At 66.0% G+C, this 20,994-nt stretch carries 20 protein-coding genes; 11 read left to right on the top strand and 9 right to left on the bottom strand.

What is annotated here, in order from left to right; all coding sequences use genetic code 11:
- Positions 1 to 45: 45 nt before the first annotated feature.
- From N2602_RS14605 to N2602_RS14585, 5 genes are all read right to left on the bottom strand, one after another.
- Positions 46 to 993, bottom strand: coding sequence for an ABC transporter substrate-binding protein (locus N2602_RS14605; protein WP_260383066.1), 948 nt, complete (start codon positions 991 to 993; stop codon positions 46 to 48).
- A gap of 101 nt (positions 994 to 1,094) precedes the next feature.
- Positions 1,095 to 2,135 carry an ABC transporter permease subunit gene (locus N2602_RS14600; RefSeq protein ID WP_260383065.1) on the bottom strand — a complete coding sequence of 347 codons (1,041 nt, stop codon included), beginning with the start codon at positions 2,133 to 2,135 and terminating at the stop codon, positions 1,095 to 1,097.
- The gene (locus tag N2602_RS14595; protein WP_212256748.1) at positions 2,128 to 3,651 is read right to left on the bottom strand and encodes a sugar ABC transporter ATP-binding protein; all 1,524 of its coding nucleotides are present in this window, start codon (positions 3,649 to 3,651) and stop codon (positions 2,128 to 2,130) included. The genes N2602_RS14600 and N2602_RS14595 overlap by 8 nt, the downstream gene beginning before the upstream one ends.
- Positions 3,652 to 3,788: 137 nt before the next feature.
- The gene (gene xylB, locus N2602_RS14590) at positions 3,789 to 5,234 is read right to left on the bottom strand and encodes a xylulokinase (RefSeq protein WP_260383064.1); all 1,446 of its coding nucleotides are present in this window, start codon (positions 5,232 to 5,234) and stop codon (positions 3,789 to 3,791) included.
- 13 nt (positions 5,235 to 5,247) lie between these two features.
- Positions 5,248 to 6,171, bottom strand: coding sequence for a LysR family transcriptional regulator (locus N2602_RS14585; protein WP_260383063.1), 924 nt, complete (start codon positions 6,169 to 6,171; stop codon positions 5,248 to 5,250).
- 107 nt (positions 6,172 to 6,278) lie between these two features.
- Between N2602_RS14585 and N2602_RS14580 the strand changes: the two genes are divergently transcribed.
- From N2602_RS14580 to N2602_RS14530, 11 genes are all read left to right on the top strand, one after another.
- On the top strand, positions 6,279 to 6,602 hold the full coding sequence (locus N2602_RS14580) for a Dabb family protein (protein ID WP_036005173.1): 324 nt from the start codon (positions 6,279 to 6,281) through the stop codon (positions 6,600 to 6,602).
- Positions 6,599 to 7,678, top strand: coding sequence for a maleylacetate reductase (locus N2602_RS14575; RefSeq protein ID WP_260383062.1), 1,080 nt, complete (start codon positions 6,599 to 6,601; stop codon positions 7,676 to 7,678). The genes N2602_RS14580 and N2602_RS14575 overlap by 4 nt, the downstream gene beginning before the upstream one ends.
- Positions 7,679 to 7,682: 4 nt before the next feature.
- On the top strand, positions 7,683 to 9,047 hold the full coding sequence (locus N2602_RS14570; RefSeq protein ID WP_260383061.1) for an amidohydrolase family protein: 1,365 nt from the start codon (positions 7,683 to 7,685) through the stop codon (positions 9,045 to 9,047).
- A gap of 21 nt (positions 9,048 to 9,068) precedes the next feature.
- Positions 9,069 to 9,971 (top strand): NAD(P)-dependent oxidoreductase, encoded by a 903-nt coding sequence (locus N2602_RS14565; RefSeq protein ID WP_260383060.1) that lies wholly within the window; start codon positions 9,069 to 9,071, stop codon positions 9,969 to 9,971.
- Between the two features lie 15 nt (positions 9,972 to 9,986).
- Positions 9,987 to 10,871 carry an intradiol ring-cleavage dioxygenase gene (locus N2602_RS14560; protein ID WP_260383059.1) on the top strand — a complete coding sequence of 295 codons (885 nt, stop codon included), beginning with the start codon at positions 9,987 to 9,989 and terminating at the stop codon, positions 10,869 to 10,871.
- 50 nt (positions 10,872 to 10,921) lie between these two features.
- Positions 10,922 to 12,316: an FAD-linked oxidase C-terminal domain-containing protein gene (locus N2602_RS14555; RefSeq protein ID WP_260383058.1), complete on the top strand. Its 1,395-nt coding sequence runs from the start codon at positions 10,922 to 10,924 to the stop codon at positions 12,314 to 12,316.
- Positions 12,313 to 13,836: a sugar ABC transporter ATP-binding protein gene (locus tag N2602_RS14550; protein ID WP_260383057.1), complete on the top strand. Its 1,524-nt coding sequence runs from the start codon at positions 12,313 to 12,315 to the stop codon at positions 13,834 to 13,836. The genes N2602_RS14555 and N2602_RS14550 overlap by 4 nt, the downstream gene beginning before the upstream one ends.
- Positions 13,829 to 14,779 (top strand): ABC transporter permease, encoded by a 951-nt coding sequence (locus N2602_RS14545; protein WP_172784413.1) that lies wholly within the window; start codon positions 13,829 to 13,831, stop codon positions 14,777 to 14,779. Before N2602_RS14550 ends, N2602_RS14545 begins: the two co-directional genes overlap by 8 nt.
- The gene (locus N2602_RS14540) at positions 14,776 to 15,753 is read left to right on the top strand and encodes an ABC transporter permease (RefSeq protein ID WP_260383056.1); all 978 of its coding nucleotides are present in this window, start codon (positions 14,776 to 14,778) and stop codon (positions 15,751 to 15,753) included. The genes N2602_RS14545 and N2602_RS14540 overlap by 4 nt, the downstream gene beginning before the upstream one ends.
- Positions 15,754 to 15,794: 41 nt before the next feature.
- The gene (locus N2602_RS14535) at positions 15,795 to 16,769 is read left to right on the top strand and encodes a sugar ABC transporter substrate-binding protein (RefSeq protein ID WP_172784411.1); all 975 of its coding nucleotides are present in this window, start codon (positions 15,795 to 15,797) and stop codon (positions 16,767 to 16,769) included.
- Between the two features lie 76 nt (positions 16,770 to 16,845).
- Positions 16,846 to 17,133, top strand: coding sequence for a YciI family protein (locus N2602_RS14530; RefSeq protein WP_172784410.1), 288 nt, complete (start codon positions 16,846 to 16,848; stop codon positions 17,131 to 17,133).
- Here N2602_RS14530 and N2602_RS14525 read toward each other — a convergent pair.
- Genes N2602_RS14525 through N2602_RS14510 form a run of 4 tightly spaced genes read right to left on the bottom strand, consistent with a single transcriptional unit; the run spans position 17,105 to position 20,994 of the window.
- The gene (locus N2602_RS14525; RefSeq protein ID WP_212256762.1) at positions 17,105 to 18,115 is read right to left on the bottom strand and encodes an ABC transporter ATP-binding protein; all 1,011 of its coding nucleotides are present in this window, start codon (positions 18,113 to 18,115) and stop codon (positions 17,105 to 17,107) included. The two genes, N2602_RS14530 and N2602_RS14525, sit on opposite strands and share 29 nt — an antisense overlap.
- Complete coding sequence (locus N2602_RS14520; RefSeq protein WP_172784408.1) at positions 18,112 to 19,101, bottom strand: ABC transporter ATP-binding protein; 990 nt, start codon at positions 19,099 to 19,101, stop codon at positions 18,112 to 18,114. Before N2602_RS14520 ends, N2602_RS14525 begins: the two co-directional genes overlap by 4 nt.
- 31 nt (positions 19,102 to 19,132) lie before the next feature.
- Positions 19,133 to 20,056 (bottom strand): ABC transporter permease, encoded by a 924-nt coding sequence (locus N2602_RS14515; protein ID WP_172784407.1) that lies wholly within the window; start codon positions 20,054 to 20,056, stop codon positions 19,133 to 19,135.
- Positions 20,053 to 20,994, bottom strand: coding sequence for an ABC transporter permease (locus N2602_RS14510; RefSeq protein ID WP_172784406.1), 942 nt, complete (start codon positions 20,992 to 20,994; stop codon positions 20,053 to 20,055). Before N2602_RS14510 ends, N2602_RS14515 begins: the two co-directional genes overlap by 4 nt.

Below are 20,994 nucleotides of genomic sequence, written 5' to 3'. Positions count from 1 at the left end.
CCGTCATCTCTCATGCTTCGAACGTCTCCAGCAGCGGACGATGCCTTACTGGGAGCGATCCGAGGTCCAGCCCTTGTACTCGGCGACGTTGTCCCTGGTCACGAGCTTTGACGGCAGCAGCTCGACGGTCGAGGCCGGCTTCTGGCCGTTGAGAATGCCGACGCCGACCTGCACCGCGCGCCGCGCCATGAAGAACGGGTCCTGCGAAGCAGAAGCCTGGATCTGCGGCGACTGCGGATCTTTCAGCGCGGCCTCGATATCGGGCGCGCCGTCGACCGCCGTGATGATCATGCCGCTGCGGTTCTGCTGGCGCGCCGCAAGGTCGGTGCCGATCGCCTGCGGATCGTTGATAGCGAAGATGGCGTCGATCTTGGGGAAGCGGGTCAGATAGCCCTGCGCGACGGTGAGACCGCCCTCGCGCGAGCCCTTGCCGTCCTGGTCGCTGGACAACACCTTGATGCCGGGATTTTTCGAGAAGACATTCTTGCAGCCGACGACACGGTCGATGACGGCGGAGACCTGTGGCCCGTTCTCGATGATGACGTCACCCTTGCCGCCCAATTTGTCGACGATGTACTGGCAGGAGATCTCGCCGGCCTGCACGTTGTTCGTGGTCACGGTGGCATCGGCACCCTCAGCCGCGGTGTCGACCGCGACAACGACGATGCCCGCGGCTTGCGCCTTCTTGATGGCCGGCCCGATCGCCTTGGGATCGCCGGGATTGAGCAGGATCAGGTCGACGCCGGCGGCGATGAAATTGTCGATCTGGGTGACCTGCTTGCCGAGGTCGTATTCGAAACCGACGGCCGTGATCTTCACGTTGGGATTGGTCTTCTTGGCCTCGAACTCGGCGCCCTTCGACAGCGCGACGAAGAACGGGTTGCCCATCGATCCCAGCGAGACGCCGATCGACTTGAGCTCCTTGGCGAAGGATGGTGTGGTGGTCAGGGCAAGCGCGATGGCGGCGCCGGCGAGCATGATCGTCTTCAACATGGACTTCCTCCCTGGTCTGTCTTCGTCCCCGGCGCGGCAGACCAGTTGCCGCAACGGAATTTCGTATCACGCCATGCGCACATCGTTGCGCGCCCGGCCTCTCACGTTCTCGCGGAGCCTTGCAGCCGGTAGCGGTCCAGCGCCACGGCGCCGATGATCACCAGGCCCTTGATCACATATTGCCAGATGTCGGAGACGCCGATGAGGATGAGGCCGTTGGACAGCACGGCGATGATCAGTGCGCCGACCAGCGTGCCCCAGATCGAGCCGATGCCGCCGACGAACGAGGTGCCGCCGAGGATCACGGCGGTGATCGCATCGAGCTCATAGGACTGGCCGAGCTGGAGGCCGTTGGCCGCATAGAGGCGCGCCGCCTGCATGCCACCGCCGAGCCCGGCGAAAAGTCCGGAGATGCCGTAGACGAAGATCAGGACGGCCCAGACCTTGATGCCGGCCAGCCGCGCTGCGCTCTCGTTTCCCCCCACTGCATAGATATGCACTCCGAGCACGGTCCGACGCAGCACCAGCCAGGAGACGAGAATGACGAGCAAGGCGATCACCGAGAGCCACGGGATCGACGCGACGCCGGGAACGAGCGTCAGCGAGCCGTTGCCGATGAAGGCATAGGGAATGGAGGGATTGAACACGGTGGTGTCGGCCCCGAGCAGCCGCGCCAGGCCGCGCACCGCGGTGAGCGAGCCGAGCGTGACGATGAAAGGCGGCAGGCGAAGCAGCGCAATCAGCGCGCCGTTGACGATTCCGAAGCCGAGGCCGGTGAGCAGCGCGGCCGGCAGCCACAGCATCCCGAGCTCCGGCAGCTTGGAGAGCGTCAATCCCGCCATTGCGGAGGCCGCCAGGATCGAGCCGACCGACAGGTCGATGCCGCCGGTGAGGATGACAAAGGTCATGCCGGCGGCGAGCACGGTGTTCACAGCGGCCTGCTGCAATACGATGCCGAGATTTTGTCCGGTGAAGAAGCGGCCTTCGGACAGCACGTTGAAGCCGATGCAGAGGATCAGCAGCACCGGCAACATGCCCAGCGCACTGATCAGCATCCGCATCCGCTGGCGCCTTGTTTCTGCGGCAGCGCCGTTGGTCGTGGTCGATGCCGGCTTCGCCCCCACACCACCATTGTCAGGCATCGAGATGCTCCATCCCCGTGGCTAGCCCCATGATGTCTTCCTGCGCCAGCGGCGAATTCGGGCCGCGGGTGACCTCGCCGGCGATGTGCCCCGCACGCATCACGACGACGCGGTCGCAGATGCCGATGATCTCGGGCAGATCGGATGAGATGACGAGGATCGCGGTGCCGGCCTTAGCGAGATTGTCGATGATCGAATAGATTTCAGACTTGGCACCGACATCGACGCCGCGCGTCGGCTCGTCGAGAATCAGGACCTTCGGTGCGATGGCGAGTAGCCGCGACAGCAGCACCTTCTGCTGGTTGCCGCCTGACAGGCCGCCGGCGGGAACGCCGGCATTGGTGGCGCGAATGCTGAGGCCCGCAAAGGCGCGGTCGGCGCGCTCGCGTGCCTTGTCGCGATCAAGAAACCAGCCGAGCTTCGCATCGCGGCCGAGCACGGCGAGGTTGATGTTGTCCAGACACGACATGTCGAGAAACAGGCCGAGCGCCTTCCTGTCTTCCGTGAGATAGGCGATACCGGCCTCGAGCGCCTCGCCCGGCGTGCGGATATCGACCGGACGCCCCTCCAGCTCGAGCCGGCCCGAGGTTTTCGGCGACGCACCGATGATGAGATGGGCAAGCTCGGTGCGGCCGGCGCCGATCAGGCCGGCGAGGCCGACCACCTCACCTGCATGCACGGTGAGCGAGCAGCCCTTGACGCGCTGGCCATCGGCCATGTCGATCGCCGCGAGCACGGGATGCCCCCGCCCCGCCTCCGGATCATGGTCCTTCTTGTAGAACGAGGAGACGTCGCGACCGACCATCAGTCGCACGATGGTGTCGGCGCGAATTTCGGGCTTGTCGAGCGAGCCGACCAAGCGGCCGTCGCGCAGCACGGTGACGCGGTCGCCGAGCGCGTAGACCTCGTCCATGCGATGCGAGATGTAGATGATGGCAAGCCCCTCGGCGCGAAGCTGGCGGATCAGCGCGAACAGCCGCTCGCTTTCGGCGGCCGACAAGGAGGTGGTCGGCTCGTCCATGATGAGAATCTTTGATCTGACATGCAGCGCACGCGCGATCTCGACCAGCTGCCGCTGGCCCATGGACAGATGCGCCACCAGCGTCGAGGGCAGGAAGTCGGCGCCCAGTCGTTTCAGGATCGGGCCGACGCCCTCGCGCATGGCGCCGCGCGCCAGCAAGCCCGAGCGCGACATCTCCCGGCCCAGATAGATGTTCTCGGCAACGCTGAGATTGGGAGCGAGCGACAGCTCCTGGTAGATGATGGAGATGCCCGCCGCGCGGCCGCCGAGCGGGCCTTCGATCCGCACCGCCCTGCCCTCGATGCGGATCTCGCCGCCCGGATCGGGCCGGTAGGCGCCGGACAGGATCTTCATCAGCGTCGACTTACCGGCGCCGTTCTCACCCATCAGGGCGTGAATTTCACCGGGATAGACGGTGAGATCGACCGCCCGCAGCGCCTTGATGCCGAAGAAGGTCTTTGAGACCCCGCGCATCTCGAGGATCGGATCGTTCATCGTGCCTCCCGGCGCACAATGCGTTTCCCACCCGCGTCTCGTTTCTCGGCAACGCGGTTTGGTCATTAAACAAAAGCGGTGACGCAGGGCAATACCGAAGGCGAGTATACCGAAGTATGCAAACCAGATTGGGCCAGCTAGTGGCGCGGCCGATACAGTTCGCGCCAGGCGGGAAGCCGTTCGACGTAGGCATCAACCAGTGCAGCGTCGGGCTCGAATGTTTCGATGCGCTGCGGCCGCATGCATACGTCACCGATTGCCTCACCCGTGACAGCAAGCCGCCCCAATCTCGCCGCACCGAACGCGGCGCCGGTCTCGCCTCCGGCAAAGCGATGGACTGGAACATTGAGCACGTTCGCCAGCACCGCGAGCCAGAAGGCCGAGCGTGAACCACCACCAATCACATCGGCTTCCGCGATCTCAAGGCCGGCATCCGCGAGCGCATCGCGGCAATCGGCAAGCGCGAAGGCAACGCCTTCGAGCACCGCCTGCACGATCGCCGCGCGATCGGTGCCATGACTGAGGCCATCCAGCATGCCGCGCACGACGGGATCGTCGTGCGGCGTCCGCTCGCCGGCGAGATAAGGCAGGAAGCTCACGGGCGACGGTGCCCGCGGTCGCGCTGCAAGCGGCGCCAGCAGTTCCGCCTCGGTGGCGCCGAACAGGCGCGCGAGCCAGGCGAGGCAGGAGGCGGCCGAGAGGATCGCGCCGGCCTGAATCCACATGCCGGGAATGGCGTGGCAGAACGTATGCACGACGCGATCGGGATTGGCGGCGATCCTGTCGGTCGGGGCCATGAGGGCACCCGAGGTTCCCAGGGAGACGAATGCCGCTCCCGGCCGGATTGCGCCGATACCGACGGCGCCCGCCGGATTGTCGCCGGCACCGCCCGCGATCACCGGCTGCCTGACCATGCCCCAGCGGCGCGCGAGCTCGCTGCGCAGCGTGGTTGCGGGCGCGCATCCCTCGACCAGGCGCGGCATGTGCGCGCGTGACAAGCCGGTCGCTTCCAGTGCTGCGTCCGACCAATCGCGGCGCGCCGCGTCGAGCCACAGCGATCCCGAAGCATCCGAGACATCCTCGACGGCCTCGCCCGACAGCACAAGGCGCAGATAGGCCTTTGGCAGCAGAACGAGCTTCGTCGCCGCAAAGATCTCGGGCTCGTGCGCGGCGATCCAGAGCAGTTTTGGCGCGGTGAAGCCGGGCATCGCCTTGTTGCCCGTCACCGCGCGCAAGGCGGGCCAGCGTTGCTCCAGGATACGGCACTCGTTGGCCGATCGTCCGTCGTTCCAGAGGATGCAGGGCCGCAGCGGCCTCGAGCTCTTATCGAGCAGCGTGGCGCCATGCATCTGGCCGGACAGTCCGATGCCTTGGACCGCCGCCAACGCATCGGCGTGCGACGCCTTGAGGGCATCCAGCGTGGCAAAGGTCGCATCGATCCACTGCGCCGGATCCTGCTCGGAATATCCCGATCGCGGCGAGACGGTCACGAGCGCCCGGCTCTCGCTTGCAATCACGCGCTGGGCATCGTCGACGAGAACCGTCTTGACCGCCGACGTGCCGAGATCGATGCCGAGATACATGAATGCTTCCCGCTCACTTCGCCGCGTCGATCCAGATCCCCGGCTCCGAATGCTCCCGGATGTAGCTCACGAGGAAATCGGAGAACACCCTGATCTTGGCGGGCAGCCTGACCCGATTTTGATAGGCGATGTTCATGGTGAGCAACGGCAGCTGCCAATCCCTCAGGACAGGCACCAGCCGGCCGGCCGCAATATCGCCCTGCACGATATAGAGCGGCTGGATCAGGATGCCGAGCCCGGCGCGCGCTGCACCGCAGATGATCTGGCCGTCATTGCTGTCGAGCGTCGGCGCGATCCGGATCGTCTGCGTCGTGCTGCCCTGGCTCAACCGCAGCGAGTATGGATCATTGGCGAGGTTGTAGATCAGCATGTTGTGACGGGCGAGATCGGCGGGATGCTCGGGCCGGCCGTGCTTCTCCAGATAGGACGGAGCCGCCGCAAGCACGCGGTGCATCTGGCCGATGCGGCGGACGATGATGTTGGAATCCGGCTCGTGCTCCCGGGTCCGGATCGCGACGTCGATGCCGGCTTCGATGAAGTCGGGGTAGCGGTTTGCGCTGATGATCTGCACGCTGAGATTGGGATAGAGCGCGCGGAAGGCGGGCAGCATCGGCGCGAGATAGATCATCGCGAAGGACAGCGAAGACGTCACGCGCAGCATGCCCTTCGGCGACAACGCGCGGTCGGAGACGGCGTCCTCGGCTTCGGCGAGCTCGTTCAGGAGCGTGCTGCAACGCTGCAAGAGCTCCTGCCCGGCTTCGGTCAGCCATTGCCGGCGCGTGTTGCGCTCGATCAGCCGGACCGCCAGCCGCTCCTCCAGCGCACTGAGATGGCGGCTCGCGGCCGCGTTCGACATCCGCAGGATTTCGGCGGCCTTGGAAAGGCTGCCGAGCTCAGCGGTTTTGGAGAAGACCTCGAGTTGGAGGAGCCGGTCCATTTTTGCGAAAACAGGAAAAGAGACTTACAAATTTTGACCTTTATTTCCGTTTTCTGCAAGGCAAAATGGCGCCAACAAAGCACCATTGCAGGCGAGGAAATCAGGAAATGTCGGGCCCGATCAGGCACATCGTGATGTGGCGGCTGCGCGGGGAGAGCCCCGAGGAGCGCTCCGCCGCCCGGCTCAAGGTCAAGACCCTGTTCGAGGGCCTCAAGGGCCGGATCGACGGCCTCACCCATATCGAAGTCGGCATGGACGTCAGCGCGGTCGATTACGCCTGCGACGTCGTGCTGTTCTCCGAATTCACCGACCAGGCGGCGCTGGCCGCCTACGCCAACCACCCGGAACATCTGCGCGTGCGCGAGGCGCTGGGCGACTTGCGGATCGGGCGCTTCCAGGTCGATTATCCCATCAAAGAGACCGGCGCATGATCGGTTCGTTCACCTTCGAAAACCTGCCCTGCCGCGTCGTGTTCGGCAGCGGAACGTTGGCTAACGCCAAGGCAGAGGTCGAGCGGCTCGGGGGTGAGCGTGCGCTGGTGCTGACGACGCCGCAGCAGGAAGCGCAGGGCAAGAGCTTGGGGGCCGCGCTCGGTCCGCTCTATGCCGGCATCTTTCCCGGCGCCACCATGCACACGCCGGTCGAGGTCACGGAACGCGCGCTCGCGGCGATGAAGGCATGCGAGGCCGATTGCGTCGTCTCGCTCGGCGGCGGCTCGACCACCGGACTAGGCAAGGCGCTGGCCTTGCGCACCGGTGTGAACCAGCTCTGCATCCCCACCACCTATGCCGGCTCGGAGATGACGCCGATCGTCGGCCAGACCGAGAACGGGCTGAAGACCACGGTGCGCGATGCGGCCGTGCTGCCGGAGACCGTGATCTACGACGTCGACTTGACGCTGACGCTGCCGGCGGCTCTCGCCGCAACATCCGGCATCAATGCGATCGCGCATGCGGTGGAGGCACTCTACGCGCGCGATGCCAATCCCGTGACGTCGCTGATGGCCGAAGAAGGCATCCGCGCGCTGGCGCGTGCCCTGCCCGCCATTGCCGCCAAAAGCGACGATCGCGAGGCCCGCACCGAAGCCCTTTATGGCGCCTGGCTGTGCGGTGTCTGCCTCGGCACCGTCGGCATGGCGCTGCATCACAAGCTCTGCCACACGCTCGGCGGCACGTTCGACCTGCCGCACGCCGAAACGCATACCATCGTGCTCCCGCACGCGCTGGCCTACAACGCACCGGCCGTGCCCGATGCGATGGCGCGCATCTCGCGCGCAACCGGTGCGGCCGATGCATCGCAGGGACTTTACGATCTCGCCAAGGGGCTTGGTGCGAAGCTGGCACTACGCGATGTCGGCATGCCCGAGAGCGGAATCGACAAGGCCGCCGATCTCGCCGTCACCAATGCCTATTGGAACCCGCGCCCGCTCGAGCGTGGCGCCATTCGCGACTTGATTGCGCGCGCCTTCGCCGGCGAGCCGCCAAGCGCCGTCAAAGCGGCGGCGTAAGGCAATGCGGCGCACGCTGATCAGATCGGCCATTGTCATCAGCATGGATGACGCGATCGGCGATCTCCTGACCGGCGATGTGCTGGTCGAGGGCGGCCGGATCGTCGATGTGCGTCCGTCGATCGACGTTGGAGCCGACACCGAGGTCGTCGACGGCGTGGGCCGCATCGTCATTCCAGGCCTGATCAACGCGCATATGCACACCTGGCAGACGGGCTTGCGCGGCTTTGCCGCGAACTGGACGTTGCTGGAATATTTCCGCCGCATGCATGCGGGCCTCGCGACCGTGTTCCGGCCCGACGACATCTACATCGCGACCCTCGTCCGCGCGCTGAACCAGATCAATCACGGCATCACCACGCTGGTCGACTGGTGCCACAACAACCCGACGCCCGATCATACCGACGCCGCCGTGCGCGGCCTGATCGAAAGCGGCATCCGCGCCGCGTTCTTCCATGGCTCGCCGAAACCCGAGCCGAAGCCGGGCGAGCCGCATTTCTCGGAAGTGCCGCATCCGCGCCGCGAGGTCGAGCGGCTGCTGGCGGGCCCCCTCGCCGACCGCGACGGCCTCGTCACGCTCGGGCTCGCCATTCTCGGTCCCCACTATTCGACGCTCGACGTCGCCATGCACGATTTCCGCCTGGCGCGGGAGCTGAACTTGACCGCCTCGATGCATCAGGGCGGCGGTCCAGCCAAGACGCCTGGCGGCTGGGAGAAGCTGCTCGAGGCCGGCCTCGTCGGCCCCGGCGTCAATATCGTCCATGGCAATGATCTGCCGGATGATCTGCTCGATCGTCTCGTCGATCTCGGTGTGTCCTTCTCGGTCACGCCCGAGAACGAGATGATCCAGGGCCATGGCTTTCCGATCACCGGACGCCTTCTGAAGCGCGGCGTGCGGCCGACCATCGGCATTGATCTGGAATCCGTGCTGGCGGGCGATCTGCTCTCCGCCGCGCGCGTTGCGCTGTCGATGCAGCGGGCGCTCGACAACGCCGAGTCGCGCAAGACCAGCGGCACCATCCCGGCAACGACCACGATTCCGATCCGGGAAGCGCTGCGCTGGATCACGACGGAAGGCGCCCGCATGCTCGGCCGCGAGCACCAGATCGGATCGCTGACGCCGGGCAAGCGCGCCGACCTCGTGATCATCAACGCCTCCGATCTCAATCTTCATCCGGTGCACGATCCTGTCGCGACCGTCGTGATGCAGACGAGCCTCGCCAACATCGAGGCCGTCATGATCGGCGGCGCCTGGAAGAAACGCAATGGCCGGCTGCTGGTCGGGGGACTCGAGACGAAGAAGGAGCTGCTGGCGCAATCCGGCCGGCGGCTGGTGCAAGACATCGAACGACAAGGACGCGCCGCCTGAAGGCGCCAATGGACAAGACGAATGACTGACGTTCTGAAAACAGTTGCTTTCATCGGGATCGGCAAGATGGGCCTGCCGATGTCGGTGCTCGTCGCCAAGGCCGGCTACACCGTCACCGCGTTCGACCAGAGCGCGGCGCGGATCAGCGACGCACGCGCGCAGGGCGTTGCGATCGCCGCCTCGCCGGCCGAGGCCGTGAGCGGCAAGGCCGCCGTGATCACCTCCCTGCCCGACGACGCCGCTTTGCGCGGCGCGTTGCTCGGCCCCGCCGGCCTGATCGCCGCGATGGCCCCCGGTGCCGTCTTGATCGAAACCAGCACCGTCAGCGTCGCAGCCTCGGCTGAGGTTGCGGCCGTCGCAGAGGCGCACGGCATTGCCTATCTGCGCTCGCCGGTGTCCGGCAATGCCAGCATCGTTCACACCGGCGCGCTGACCTGTTTCGTGTCGGGACCGACGGACGCGTTCGAGCGCGCAACGCCGCTGTTCGCAGCTTTCACCCGCGCCCAGACCTATCTCGGCCCCGCCGAGGAAGCGCGCTACGCAAAACTCTCGGTCAATCTGATGATCGCGGTGTCGGCGGCGATGATGGCGGAGAGCCTGGCGCTGGCGCGCAAGGGCGGCATCGCCTGGCAGGACATTTTGAAGGTGCTCGACGACAGCGCGGTGGCCTCACCCATGGTCAAGTACAAGACTGCGCCGCTGCGGACCCGCGACTTCGAGTCCACCTTCTCCTGCAAGCAGATGGCCAAGGATCTCGATCTGATCCTGGGCGCCGGCCACGCCGTCGGCGTGCCGCTGCAGCTCGCCGCGCAAGTGCGCGAGACCTATGGCTCGCTGGTCGCCCAGGGCGACGGCGACACCGACTTCATTGCGACCGTCAAGCATCTCGAGCGGCTGTCCGGCCTCGGCGAGCCGAAGCTGTGATCAACGGAGACCGACATGCGTAACTTCAACGAGAACACGATCACGGACGCGGTGCTGGAGCGGATCGCGGGCGCGACCGATCCACGCATCAAGCAGGTCAGCGAGGCGCTGGTGCGTCACCTTCACGCGTTCGTCCGCGAGGTGCGGCCGACCCAGAAGGAATGGGAATACGGCATCGACTTCCTGACCCGCACCGGGCACATGTGCAACGACAAGCGTCAGGAATTCATCCTGCTGTCGGACACGCTCGGCGTCTCCATGCTGGTCGACGCCATCAACCATCCGGTGCCGGAAGGCGCGACCGAGACCACGGTGCTCGGCCCGTTTTTCGTCCAGGCCGCGCCGGAGAAGGACAGCGGCGCTGACATCTCCGGGTCGATGGAAGGCGATCCGATGCTGGTCACCGGCTCGGTCTCGACCGTGGACGGAAAGCCGCTGGCCGGCGCCATCGTGGACGTCTGGCATTCCGACGACGACGGCTACTACGACGTCCAGCAGCTCGACAAGATCGGCGATCTCGCGATGCGCGCCTGCTTCCACACCGACGCCAACGGCCGCTTCCATTTTTGGTCGATCAAGCCGGCCGCCTACCCCATTCCGCATGACGGACCGGTCGGCGAGATGCTGGAGGTGCAGGGACGCCATCCCTGGCGCCCGGCGCACGTACACTTCATGATCTCAGCGCCCGGTTTCGAGCAACTGGTGACGCACGTCTTCGTTGCCGGCGACCAATATCTCGACAGCGACGTGGTGTTCGGCGTCAAGGACAGTCTGATCCGCGAATTCGTCCGGCATCCCGCGGGCCGTGCGCCGGATGGTCGCATGGTGGAGCGCGACTATTTTCATCTCAACTATGATTTCGGCCTGAAGCAGGTCGCAAGCAGCGCAAGAGCCGCTTAAGCTCAACGACGGACCAACAAGAGTCCGTAAAACAGGGACGGGAGCTGAGGATGGGACCGCGGGTCAGCACGGGCACATTGGCCGATCGCCTCACCGGCATGATCGGCCCGCGCGTGAGCGTCGCGCGCGGCGTGCTCGATCAGCACGGGCAGAGCGAGTCGCATTATCAGAACCTGCCGCCCGATATCGTGGTCTTCCCCGAGACCACGCAGGAGGTCGCCGAAATCGTCAAGCTCTGCGCGAGCGCGGGCATGCCGATTGTCCCGTTCGGCGCCGGGACCTCGCTCGAGGGCAATGCGGCCGCGGTCGCCGGCGGCGTCTGCTTCGACTTCGCGCGCATGAACAAGGTGCTCAGCCTGCACGACAGCGACATGGACGTCGTGGTGCAGCCCGGCATCACCCGCAAGCAGCTCAATGCGGAGCTGCGCAACACCGGCCTGTTCTTCCCGATCGATCCGGGCGCCGACGCTTCGATCGGCGGCATGACCTCGACCCGCGCCTCGGGCACGATGGCGGTGCGCTACGGCACCATGAAGGACAACGTCATGGCGCTCGAGGTCGTGCTGGCCGACGGGCGCATCATTCGCACCGCCAGGCGCGCGCGCAAATCGGCGGCCGGGTATGATTTGACGCGCATGTTCGTCGGCGCGGAAGGCACGCTCGGCATCATCACGGAGATCACGCTGAAGGTCCATCCGGTGCCGCAGGCGATCTCGGCGGCAGCCTGCAGCTTCGACACCCTGCACGACGCCGTCGACACCGCGATCTCCGTGATCCAGTCCGCGATCCCCGTGGCGCGCATCGAGCTGCTCGACGACGTCATGATGCGCGGCATCAACGCCTACGCCAAGCTCGGCTATCGCGAGGCGCCCACCCTGTTCTTCGAATTCCATGGCTCGGAGACATCGGTCGCCGAACAGGCCGAGGCCGCGCAGGCGATCGCGGCCGACCACGGCGGCCATGGCTTTGCCTGGGCCAAGGCACAGGAAGACCGCAGCCGGCTCTGGCACGCCCGCGACAACACGCTCTATGCCGGCCTCGGCCTGCGGCCCGGCGCACGCGCGGTGATCACCGACGTCTGCGTGCCGATCTCACGGCTGGCGGAATGCCTGACCGAGACGCGGCGCGATGCGGACGCGCACGGTTTCACCGCACCGATCGTCGGCCATGTCGGTGACGGCAATTTCCACATGCTGATCCTGATCGACCCGACAAAGCCGGAGGAGGCCGAAGGCGCCAAGGCGCTGCAGGCCCGCATGGTCGCGCGCGCCATTGCCATGGACGGCACCTGCACCGGCGAGCACGGCATCGGGCTCGGCAAGATCGATTATCTCTCCGATGAGCTCGGCGAGGCCGTGGACGTGATGCGATCGATCAAGACGGCGCTCGATCCCGCCGGATTGATGAACCCCGGAAAGATCTTTGCTGGCGGAGCCAAAGCATGAGCGACGCGCTTCCGATCGAGGTCACCTCACCCACGCCGCTGCTGGAGCTGCGCGGCATCAGCAAGGAATTTCCCGGCGTCAAGGCGCTGGACGACGTGTCCTTTGCCGTCTACCCCGGCGAGGTCCACATGCTGCTGGGCGAGAACGGCGCCGGCAAATCGAGCCTGATGAAGGTGCTGTGCGGCGCCTATCGCGCCGACGCCGGCGAATTCTACCACAAGGGCGAGAAGGTCGCGATCTCCTCGACCGCGGATGCGCAGAAGCTCGGCATTGCCGTCATCTTCCAGGAATTCTCGCTGGTTCCCCATCTCGACATCGCCCAGAATATCTTTTTGGGGCGCGAACCGAAGGGCCGCATCCCCGGCACCATCGACCGCCGCAAGATATTGGCCGACGCCAGACGCGTGCTCAACACCATCGGCTTCGACATCGATCCCTCCACCACCGTCGACAAGCTCGGCGTCGCGCAGCAGCAGATGGTCGAGATCGCCAAGGCGATCAGCCAGAACGCCCGCATCCTGGTCATGGACGAGCCGACTGCTGCGCTGTCCGACCGCGAGACCGAGCTCTTGTTCGCATCGATCGCGCGGCTGAAGGCGGACGGCGTCTCGATCGTCTACATCTCCCACCGTATGGCCGAAGTGTTCGCGCTCGGCGATCGCATCACCGTGCTGCGCGACGGCCGCCGCATCGATGGTGTCCGGCCCGCCGACGTCACGCCGGACCAGCTTGTCCGCATGATGGTCGGCCGCAACGTCGACATGACCTACCCGCGCCATTTTGCCGACAAGCCCGGCGAGGTGTTGCTGCAGGTCAAGGGCCTGAGCGCGCCGACCGGCATCTCCGACATCAACATCGAGGTGCGCCGGGGCGAGATCGTCGGCCTGTGCGGGCTGGTCGGCTCCGGCCGCAGCGAGGTCGCGCGCGCGATCTTCGGCGCCGATCCCGTGACATCGGGCGAGATCATCTTCGAGGGCAAGAGCATTTCCGGCGAGCCGGATCTCGCCGCCCGCCGCGGCATCGCGCTGATCCCGGAGAGCCGCAAGAGCGAAGGCCTCGCGCTGCTGCGATCCGTCAGCGACAATCTGGTGGTGTCGGCGCTGAGGAAGCTGTTCCCGAGTGGGCTGTTCGACCAACGCTCGGCCCAGCGTACCGCCGACGGCCTGATCCGACAGCTCCGCGTCGCGACACCGAGCGCACGCCAGACCGTCGGCCTGCTCTCGGGCGGCAACCAGCAGAAGGTCGTGATCGGCAAATGGCTCGCGGCCGGCTCGAAACTCTTCATCTTCGATGAGCCGACGCGCGGCATCGACATCGGCGCCAAGTCCGAGATCTTCGCGTTGATCGACCGCCTCGTCGCGGAAGGCGCGGCGGCGTTGATGATCTCGTCCGAGCAGGTCGAGATCTGCCATGTCTGCGATCGCGCCTATGTGATGCGCGAGGGGCGCATCGCCGGCCACCTGCCCCGCAACGAATTGACCGAGGAGAACATCGTGCGACTGGGGATGCATCATGCGTGAAGCCGCGGTCGTCGCCCAACCCAATCCGCTGCAGCGCATTCCCGGCGTTGCCATCGTGCTGGTACTGCTGATCGCGCTGTTCAGCGCGATCGCGCCCGGCTTCCTGTCGGTCGCCAACCTCTCCAACGTGCTGGTGCAGTCGACCATCCTGACCATGCTCGCGCTGCCGATGACGCTGATCATCATGACGGAGGGGCTGGACCTGTCGATGGGCGCGGTGCTGACGCTGACCTCGCTCTGCGTCGCGATCGTGTCGCTGGCGACCAAATCGATGCTGCTGGGCCTTGGCGCCGGCCTTCTGGTCGGCGCGGCCTTTGGCGTTGCCAACGGGTGGCTGGTCGCTATCCTCGGCATTCCGCCCTTTGTCGCGACGCTCGGCACGCTCGGCATGGCGCAAGGCCTGTCGCTGATCGTCAGCGACGGCCAGAGCGTGGTCGGCATTCCCCACAGCGTGCGCGACATCTATTCGGCGACGCTGCTCGGCATTCCCGTGCCGATCGTGATGGCGCTGGTGACCTACGCTGCCTTTCACGGCCTGCTCTATCACACCCGCTTCGGCACCTATATCTTCGCCCTCGGCGGCAACCGCGAGGCGCTGCGCTATGCCGGCCTCTCGCCCAACAAGCTGCTGATTGCGGTCTATGCGATCGGCGGCGCCATGGCCGGCATCGCCGGCCTCTTGATGACCGCACGCATGAATTCCGGCCACCCCACCGCCGGTCTCGGGCTGGAGTTCGATGCCATCGCGGCCGTCGCCGTCGGCGGCACCTCGTTCGAGCGCGGCAATGGCTGGCTGCTTGGCACGCTGCTCGGGGTTCTCTCCGTCGGCGTGTTGCGGAATGGGCTGAACCTGATCTCGCTGCCCTCCTCGGTGCAGGTCGCCAGCGTCGGTGTGCTCGTCATCGTTGCCCTGTTCCTCGACGGCCTCAGGAGCCGCACATGACCGATATCACCAAGGGCGCCATCGCGCCGCCCCGTTCCTTCCTGTCGCAGGACGCGGTCCAGCTGTTCTATCGCCTGCTCGCGGCTTTCCTGATCTGCGCCGTCCTCGCCGTGCTCAGCGATTCCTTCCTCAGCCTCGGCAACATCCTCAACGTGCTGAGGCAGGCGAGCCTGACCTTCTTCATCGCCTCCGGCCTGACACTGGTGGTGCTGACCGCCGGCCTCGATCTCTCCGTCGGCGCCAATGTCGCGCTGTCGGCCTGTATCGCGGGGACCGTGATCCACAAGACCGGCTCGCCGGCGCTCGGCATCCTCACCGGCCTTGCGTGCGGCGGCATCGTTGGCCTGCTCAACGGCGTCATGGTCACAGCGCTGCGCATCCCCTCCTTCATCGCCACCTACGGCATGCTCTGGGTGCTGAACGGTCTCACCTATTGGTACATGGCGGGCGAGACCCTGCACGGCTTCCCGGCCGGCTTCCGCCAGATCGGCAGTGGCTATCTGTTCGGCCTGCCGATCCCGGTCTACCTGCTGCTGGTGTTCCTCGGGATCGGGACGTTCTTCGCCCAGCGCACGATCTGGGGCCAGGAGATCTATGCGATCGGCGCCAATCCGGTCGCGGCGAGGCTCTCCGGCATTCCGGTCGCGCGGCGCCTGCTGCTGGTCTACGCGGTATCGGGCACCATGGCGGGTCTTGCCTCGATCATCTTCCTGTCGCGGCTCAATTCGGCCGAGGCCGACATCGGCGAGAGCCTGACGCTGCCGGCGATCGCGGCCGTGCTGATCGGCGGCACCTCGCTGTTCGGCGGCGTCGGCACCGTGTTCGGCACATTCATCGGCGCGCTGATCCTGACCCTGGTGCTGAACGGCATGAACCTGCTGTCGGTCAGCGCCAATTGGCAGCCGCTCGTCACCGGCGTCATCGTCATTCTCGCCGTCTGGCTCGACATGAAGACCCGCCGCCGCGCGCAATGAGTTCTAGCAATCCAACAAGCAAAATGAGGGATGGAGGCAACATGAAACAAGGACTGGGCTATCTGGCGCTGCCGCTGCTGATGGCGGCGGCGTTCACGACTGGGGCACGTGCCGACGGCGAGACCATCGCCGTCTTCACCAAGAACCAGACCAATCCGTTCTTCCAGACGGTGCGGGTCGGCGCCGACAACATGGCGAAGACGCTGAACGCGAAGACGCTGCAATACATCCCGACCAAGCCGGACTCGATTCCCGAGCAGCTCAGCCAGATCGAGGACGTCGTCGTGAAGAAGCCGAGCGCGATCGTGTTCACGCCGGTCGACTACAAGGCGATGGTGCCGGGGGTCGAGAAGATCAACGAAGCGAAGATCCCGGTCGTCAACATCACCGATCGCTCTGCCGGCGGCAAGTTCCTGTCCTTCGTCGGCGCCGACGATTACAGCCTTGGACTGGAGACCGCGCGCTTCCTGCTCAAGACGCTCGGCGGCAAGGGCAACATCGTCATCATCGAGGGCGTCAAGGGCTCGCTGACCAATGTCGACCGCGTGCGCGGCTTCAACGACGCGTTGAAGGAGGCTCCCGGCGCCAAGCTCTTGGCCTCGCAGCCAGGCAACTATCAGCGGCTCCAGGCGCTCCAGGTCATGGAGAATTTGATGCAGTCGAATTCGCAGATCGACGGCGTGCTCGCCGCCAACGACGCCATGGCAGTCGGCGCGATCGAGGCGCTCGACGGCGCCAACCGCAAGGCGCAGGTGATCGGCATCAACGGCACCAAGGAGGCGATCGACGCGATCAAGTCCGGGAAGCTGCTGGCGAGCGGCGACTACAACGGATTTGCGCAAGGCTGCCTCGGCACCATGATGGCGATCCGGTCGCTACGGAACCAGCCCGTGATCAGCGAGATCGTGCTGAAGCCGACCGTGATCACCAAGGACAATTTTGGGCCGTTCGACGTGCCGCTGGAGCAGCGGACCTGTCCGACCTTCGAGGACGCCGGCAAGCTCAGCGCGAAGTAGACGACCCGATCACAACAAGCCTGGACGGCCGCAGCCCGCGGCCGTCCCAAGAACTGACGCAAGAAACGGAGACACGATGCTGTTCGCCATTCACGCCGTCGATCGCGCCGACGCGTTGCCGACCCGGCTCGCCAACTACGATGCCCACAAGGCCTTCCTCAGCGACACCTCGCGCTTGGGCGTCAAGATCGTGATGTCGGGACCGCTGGTCTCCGACGATGGCCAGACCATGATCGGCAGCCTGTTCCTGATCGAGGCTCCTGGCCGCGCCGAGGTCGAAGCCTTCAACCGTGCAGATCCCTTTGCCGCGGCCGGCATCTGGGAAAAGGTGACGATCACGGGCTTCCTGCGCCGGCAGGGATGAGCCCCTGCGGCGGCTCTTCGAGGTGACAGGCCACCCACTGCTCGGGTCCTATCGCGCGCAGCGTCGGCTCCTCGGTCCGGCAACGATCGAAGACGAAGGGACACCGGGTATGAAAGCGACACCCCTTCGGCGGGTTGATCGGGCTCGGCACGTCGCCCTTGAGGATGATGGGATTGCGCTGGGCTCCGGGCTCCGGCAGCGGCACGGCCGAGAGCAGCGCCTTGGTATAGGGGTGCCTCGGCGCGGCAAAGATCTCGCGGCGCGGTGCCACCTCGACGATCTTGCCGAGATACATCACCGCCACGCGGTGAGTCATGTGCTCGACGATGGCGAGATCGTGGCTGATGAACAGCAGCGCGAGGCCGAACTCGCGCTGGAGATCCTGCAGCAGATTGACGATCTGCGCCTTGACTGAAACGTCGAGCGCGGAGACCGCCTCGTCGCACACGATCAGCTCGGGCTCGGCCGCGAGCGCCCGCGCAATACCGATGCGCTGACGCTGGCCGCCGGAGAATTCGTGCGGCCTGCGGTTCAGCGCCTCGCGCGGCAGGCGCACCGTGTCCATCAGCGACGTGACGCGGACCTCGAGGTCCTCCGCGGACTTCGCGAGGCCGAAATTGCGGATCGGCTCGGCGAGAATGTCGCGCACGCGCATGCGCGGATTGAGGCTCGAGAACGGATCCTGGAACACGACCTGCACGCGGCGGCGCATCTGGCGCATCGTGCTCGGTGCGGCGTCGTCGATCCTCTGGCCGTCGAGGATGACCTGCCCCGAGGTGATCTCGAACAACCGCAGGATGGCGCGGCCGACCGTCGACTTGCCGCAGCCGGACTCGCCGACCAGCGACAAGGTCTCGCCGCGCGCGATCTCGAACGACACGCCGTCGACCGCATAGACGAATTCGGTTTGCCGCCCGAAGAGGCCCTTGTTGATCGGAAAATGCTTCTTGAGGTCGTTGACCTGGAGCAGCGGAGGACTCATGCCGCAACAGCTCCCTTGGCAGCGTAGTGGCAGGCGGCGACGTGGCGCGGGCCCTTCTCTTCCAGTCCCGGCGCATATTGCCGGCAGAGGTCGGTCGCGAGCGCGCAGCGGCCGGCGAAGACGCAGCCGGTGATGGGCTTGCGCAGGTCAGGCACCTGCCCGGGAATCTCGGCGAGGCGGGTCGCGGTGCCCGCGAGCGAGGAGCCGAGCTTCGGTACCGCGCCAAGCAGGCCTTGCGTATAAGGATGGCGCGGGGAACGGAACAGCTCCGCCACCGGCGCCTCCTCGACCTTGCGGCCGGCATACATCACCATGACGCGCTCGGCGATCTCGGCGACGACGCCGAGATCGTGCGTGATCAGGATGATGGCGGCACCGACCCGACGCTTCAGATCCAGCATCAGCTTGAGGATCTGCGCCTGAATCGTCACGTCGAGCGCGGTGGTCGGCTCGTCCGCAATCAGAAGCTTCGGATTGCAGGCCAGCGCCACCGCGATCATCACGCGCTGGCGCATGCCGCCGGACAGCTGGTGCGGATATTCGCCGACGCGCCGTTTCGGCTCGGGAATGCCGACCAGTGTCAGCATCTCGACCGCGTGCGCCTCCGCCGCCTGCTTGTCGAGGCCCTGATGGATCATCAAGGTCTCGCGGATCTGGCGGCCGACGGTGAGCACCGGGTTGAGGCTCGTCATCGGTTCCTGAAAGATCATCGAGATGTCGTTGCCGCGGATCGCGCGCATCTCGCGGTCGGACAGCTTCAGGAGATCCCTGCCCGCGAAGCGGATGCTGCCTGCGATCCGGCCCGGCGGCTCCGGGATCAGCCGCATCAGGGACATCGACGTCACCGACTTGCCGCAGCCGGACTCACCGACGATGGCGAGCGTCTCGCCCTCGTTGACATGGAAGGACACCCCGTCGACCGCGCGGTTGATGCCGCCGGGCGTGCGGAAATGGGTCTGGAGGTTCTCGACTTCGAGCAAAGCCATCGCGATCAGCCTCGATCCATCAGAGGCAACATCACAGGCTCTTGGCCATGCGCGGATCGAGCGCATCGCGAAGGCCGTCGCCGAGCAGATTCACGGCGAGCACGGTGACAGACAGGAACGCCGCCGGGAAGAACACGATGTAGGGCTTCACCTGCCAGAGCGCACGGCCCTCGGCCATGATGTTGCCCCAGGACGGGATGGTCGGCGGCGTGCCGGCGCCGATGAAGGACAGGATCGCCTCCGTGATCATGGCGCTGGCGCAGATATAGGTCGCCTGCACCAGCATCGGCGCAACGGTGTTGGGCAGGATATGGCGCAGGATGATCATCGGTGTGCGGGTGCCGCAGGCCACCGCCGCGTCCACATAGGGCTGTTCGCGCAAGGACAGCACGACGCTGCGGACGAGGCGCGAGACGCGCGGGATCTCGGCCACGGTGATTGCCAGGATGACGTTGCCGACGCTGCCGCGCGTCAGCGCCATCAGCGCGATCGCCAGCAGGATCGGCGGGATCGACATCAGCCCGTCCATGAACCGCATCAGGATGCCATCGGCCCAGCGAATGAAGCCGGAGACCATGCCGATGGCAAGGCCGATCGCCGACGCGAAGATCGCGACCGACAGGCCGACCGTGAGCGAGACGCGTGCGCCGAACAGCACGCGCGAATAGATGTCGCGGCCGAGCACGTCGGTGCCGAACCAGAAATCGGCCGACGGCGCGCGGGTGCGCTTGGCGGGCGCAAGCGCGGTCGGGTCGACCGTGCCGAGGTAAGGCGCAAAGACCGCGATCAGCACCAGCGTCAGCAGCAATGCGCCGCCGATCGCGACCGTCGGATGGCCGCGCAGGAGGCCGACGAAGCCGCGCCGAATCCTGACCGGCCGCAGGATCTCGGGCAGTTGCGGCGCAAGGACGAGGCCGGCCGGAAGCGATTGCGGATTGACGGTGGTGTCGGTCAATAGCGGATCCTCGGGTCAACGAGCGTGTAGACGACGTCGATCATCAGATTGACGAGGACGTAGACGAAGCTGAACAGCAGCACGATGCCCTGGATCACCGGATAGTCGCGGCGCAGGATGGCATCGATGGTGAGGCGGCCGAGGCCGGGGATCGCGAACACGCTCTCGGTGACGACCGCGCCGCCGATCAGGAGCGCGATGCCGATCCCGATCACGGTGACGATCGGCACCGCCGCGTTCTTCAGGGCGTGGATGAACAGGATGCCGCCCTGCCCGAGGCCCTTGGCCTTGGCGGTGCGGATATAGTCCTGCTGCAGCACTTCGAGCATGGCTGCCCGCGTGATGCGGGCGACCAGCGCGATATAGACGCAGCCGAGCGCGACCGCCGGCAGGATCAGGTTCTCGAGCCACGGCCAGAAGCCGGAGCTGAGCGGCGTGTAGCCCTGCACCGGCAGCCATTCCAGCTCCAGCGCGAAGATGTAGGCGAGCATGTAGCCGACCACGAAGACGGGCAGCGAGAATCCGAACACGGCAAAGCCCATGATGACGCGATCGATCAGGCTGCCGGCCTTCCATGCCGCCACCACCCCGAGCGGCACCGCCACCACGACCGTCAGCAGCAGCGTGACGATCATCAGCGACAGCGTCGGGCCGAGACGCTGCCCGATCATCGCCGAGACCGGCAGGTTGGTGAAGATCGAGGTGCCGAGATCGCCGTGCAGGATGCGCCAGACCCAGCTTCCGAACTGGACCAGGAAGGGCCGGTCCAGCCCGAGGCTCTGGCGGATGCGCTCCACATCCTCCGGGCTTGCCTGATCGCCGGCGATCACCACGGCCGGATCGCCGGGCGCGATGTAAAGCAGGCTGAACACGAACAGCGCGACGATTGCCATGACCGGCAAGGTCGCGACGATGCGACGGAGGATGTAGGAGAGCAT

The sequence above is a fragment of the Bradyrhizobium sp. NC92 genome, assembly GCF_025200865.1.
Lineage (GTDB): Bacteria > Pseudomonadota > Alphaproteobacteria > Rhizobiales > Xanthobacteraceae > Bradyrhizobium.
Note: the sequence above shows the minus strand (reverse complement) of the source record. Positions and strands in the feature narration are given on the sequence as shown.

What these genes read in the sequence shown, in the direction of transcription:
- N2602_RS14560 (WP_260383059.1), top strand. Translation starts at nt 9,987, where the DNA reads ATGCGTAACTTCAACGAGAACACGATCACGGACGCGGTGCTGGAGCGG.
- N2602_RS14550 (WP_260383057.1), top strand. Translation starts at nt 12,313, where the DNA reads ATGAGCGACGCGCTTCCGATCGAGGTCACCTCACCCACGCCGCTGCTG.
- N2602_RS14580 (WP_036005173.1), top strand. Translation starts at nt 6,279, where the DNA reads ATGTCGGGCCCGATCAGGCACATCGTGATGTGGCGGCTGCGCGGGGAG.
- N2602_RS14535 (WP_172784411.1), top strand. Translation starts at nt 15,795, where the DNA reads ATGAAACAAGGACTGGGCTATCTGGCGCTGCCGCTGCTGATGGCGGCG.
- N2602_RS14530 (WP_172784410.1), top strand. Translation starts at nt 16,846, where the DNA reads ATGCTGTTCGCCATTCACGCCGTCGATCGCGCCGACGCGTTGCCGACC.
- N2602_RS14555 (WP_260383058.1), top strand. Translation starts at nt 10,922, where the DNA reads ATGGGACCGCGGGTCAGCACGGGCACATTGGCCGATCGCCTCACCGGC.
- N2602_RS14585 (WP_260383063.1), bottom strand. Translation starts at nt 6,171, where the DNA reads ATGGACCGGCTCCTCCAACTCGAGGTCTTCTCCAAAACCGCTGAGCTC.
- N2602_RS14525 (WP_212256762.1), bottom strand. Translation starts at nt 18,115, where the DNA reads ATGAGTCCTCCGCTGCTCCAGGTCAACGACCTCAAGAAGCATTTTCCG.
- N2602_RS14565 (WP_260383060.1), top strand. Translation starts at nt 9,069, where the DNA reads ATGACTGACGTTCTGAAAACAGTTGCTTTCATCGGGATCGGCAAGATG.
- xylB (WP_260383064.1), bottom strand. Translation starts at nt 5,234, where the DNA reads ATGTATCTCGGCATCGATCTCGGCACGTCGGCGGTCAAGACGGTTCTC.
- N2602_RS14510 (WP_172784406.1), bottom strand. Translation starts at nt 20,994, where the DNA reads ATGCTCTCCTACATCCTCCGTCGCATCGTCGCGACCTTGCCGGTCATG.
- N2602_RS14520 (WP_172784408.1), bottom strand. Translation starts at nt 19,101, where the DNA reads ATGGCTTTGCTCGAAGTCGAGAACCTCCAGACCCATTTCCGCACGCCC.
- N2602_RS14545 (WP_172784413.1), top strand. Translation starts at nt 13,829, where the DNA reads ATGCGTGAAGCCGCGGTCGTCGCCCAACCCAATCCGCTGCAGCGCATT.
- N2602_RS14575 (WP_260383062.1), top strand. Translation starts at nt 6,599, where the DNA reads ATGATCGGTTCGTTCACCTTCGAAAACCTGCCCTGCCGCGTCGTGTTC.
- N2602_RS14595 (WP_212256748.1), bottom strand. Translation starts at nt 3,651, where the DNA reads ATGAACGATCCGATCCTCGAGATGCGCGGGGTCTCAAAGACCTTCTTC.
- N2602_RS14600 (WP_260383065.1), bottom strand. Translation starts at nt 2,135, where the DNA reads ATGCCTGACAATGGTGGTGTGGGGGCGAAGCCGGCATCGACCACGACC.
- N2602_RS14605 (WP_260383066.1), bottom strand. Translation starts at nt 993, where the DNA reads ATGTTGAAGACGATCATGCTCGCCGGCGCCGCCATCGCGCTTGCCCTG.
- N2602_RS14540 (WP_260383056.1), top strand. Translation starts at nt 14,776, where the DNA reads ATGACCGATATCACCAAGGGCGCCATCGCGCCGCCCCGTTCCTTCCTG.
- N2602_RS14570 (WP_260383061.1), top strand. Translation starts at nt 7,683, where the DNA reads ATGCGGCGCACGCTGATCAGATCGGCCATTGTCATCAGCATGGATGAC.